This window comes from Amycolatopsis sp. SID8362 (genome assembly GCF_010550475.1).
Lineage (GTDB): Bacteria > Actinomycetota > Actinomycetes > Mycobacteriales > Pseudonocardiaceae > Amycolatopsis > Amycolatopsis eburnea.
This window is the reverse complement of the sequence record NZ_JAAGNB010000354.1, coordinates 1-1,823: the sequence shown is the minus strand read 5'-3', so window position 1 is coordinate 1,823 and position 1,823 is coordinate 1. Positions and strand designations below refer to the sequence as shown.

Annotated in this window: 2 protein-coding genes; both read right to left on the bottom strand. The window is 74.2% G+C overall.

Features of this window, described 5'->3' with window-relative positions; translation table 11 throughout:
- Nucleotides 1-924 (bottom strand): AAA family ATPase (locus G3I65_RS11725; RefSeq protein WP_160696132.1); only part of this gene is annotated, 924 nt, incomplete at its 3' end.
- On the bottom strand, nt 921-1,823 hold a 903-nt coding region (locus G3I65_RS11720; RefSeq protein ID WP_160696131.1), incomplete at its 5' end, for an exonuclease SbcCD subunit D. The genes G3I65_RS11720 and G3I65_RS11725, both read right to left, overlap by 4 nt.

The following is a 1,823-nucleotide window of genomic DNA, read 5'->3' as shown; positions in this document are numbered from 1 at the left end:
GGCCGCGACCTCCCGCGCCCACTCGGCCCGCTGCGGCGCCTGCTCGGTGATCTCGAGCAGCCGCAGGTGCGCGGTGCGGACCCGGCGGATCTTCTCCGCGCCCGCCCGCTCTTCCTGCAGGAAGGCGTCCGCCCGCTGGGCGGCCGACCGCGCCCGCAGCTCCTCGGCGGTGACCAGCCCGACGCGCTCTTCCGAAGCGGCGAGCACGGCGCCGACCCACTCGGCGACGTCCGTCTCCGGCGGGTCCTGCTGGGCTTCCTGCGCGTACCTGGCCAGCAGCTCCCGCACGTCCCGCTGTCGGCCGTCCAGCTCGCGCCCGCGCTCGGCCCGCAGGTCGGCGAACCAGCGTTCGACGTCGGCGAAGCGCTCGGTGCCGAACAGCCGCTCGAGGAGCTTCTCGCGCTCGGCGGTGTCCGACCGCAGGAACCGGGCGAACTCGCCCTGCGGCAGCAGCACCACCTGGAAGAACTGGGCCGCGGTCATCCCGAGCAGCCGCTCGACGGTGCGCGCGACCTCCTCGATCCGGATCAGGCCCTCCGGGGCCAGCCCGGCGGGAGCGGTGCCGACCCAGCTCAGCGATACCCGGGCCTGCTGGGTGGTCGTGCCCTCGCCGCGCCGCTTCGGCCGCTGGTACTCCGGGTTCCGCACGATCTTCAGCCGGTGCCCCTGCACGGTGAGCTCCAGCGCGACCTCGGTGATCTGGTCGGGGTCGGCGAGGTCGCAGCGCAGCCGCTTGGCTTCGTTGCGGGCGCCGGGGACCACGCCGAACAACGCGAACGCGATCGCGTCGAGCAGCGTCGTCTTGCCCGCCCCGGTTTCGCCGTGCAGGAGGAAGAGGCCGTCGGCCCCGAGCACGTCGAAGTCGACGGCTTCGCGCGCGCAGTACGGCCCGAAGGCTTCGACCTCCAGCCTGTGCAGCCTCATTTCGCCAGGGCCCCCCGGTCGGCTGCTTCCAATGCCTTGAACAGGAGCCGCTCTTCGCTCTCGGTCGGCGGGGCGCCCCGGCAGTCGTCGAGGAAGCTGCGCGAGATCTCGATGTCGGACCGGCCGCGGACGGCTTCGGAGTAGCGCAGCGGGGCGCCGTCGTGACCGCCCGCGGGCTCCCACTCCAGGTGGACCGCGTACGGGAACCGCTCGCGCAGGCGCCGCATCGCGTCGACCGGGCGGACGCGGTCGGTGACCGTGATCGAGAGGAAGTGCCCGAGGTGGAGGTCGTGTGCCGGGTCCGCCAGGAGGTCCTCGATCTCGCCGGTGATCGTGGCGAGCGCTCGCGGCACCGGCAGCTCGTGCCTGCGCACGTCGCCCAGCCCACCGGCGTCCAGGTCGACCAGCCAGACGGACTTCCGTTGGCGCGCTTCGGAAAACGAGTACGCCAGCGGGCTGCCGGAGTAGCGGAGGTGCGCGGCGAGCGTCTGCGGGCCGTGGAGGTGGCCCAGCGCCACGTAGTCGACGCCGTCGAAGACCGACCCGGGTACTTGCTCGACCCCGCCGACCGCGATCGTCCGCTCGGAATCCGTCGGTTCGCCGCCGGTGACGAACGCGTGCGCGAGCACGACCGACCGGGTGCCCGGCCGGGTCGCGAGGTCCGCGCGGATCCGGCGCATGGCCTCGGTGAGCACGCCGGTGTGGCCGCGCGCCTCCGGCACGCCCAGCGCGTGGCGGGCCGGTTCCGGTTCCAGGTAAGGGATGCCGTAGACGGCCACCGGCCCGTGGCCGTCCTCGAGCAGCACCGGTTCGGCCAGCCCGCCGACGGTGGTGCGCAGGTGCAGGCCGCCCGCCGCCGCGAACTCCGCGAAGGCGCCGAGCCGGGGCGCGGAGTCGTG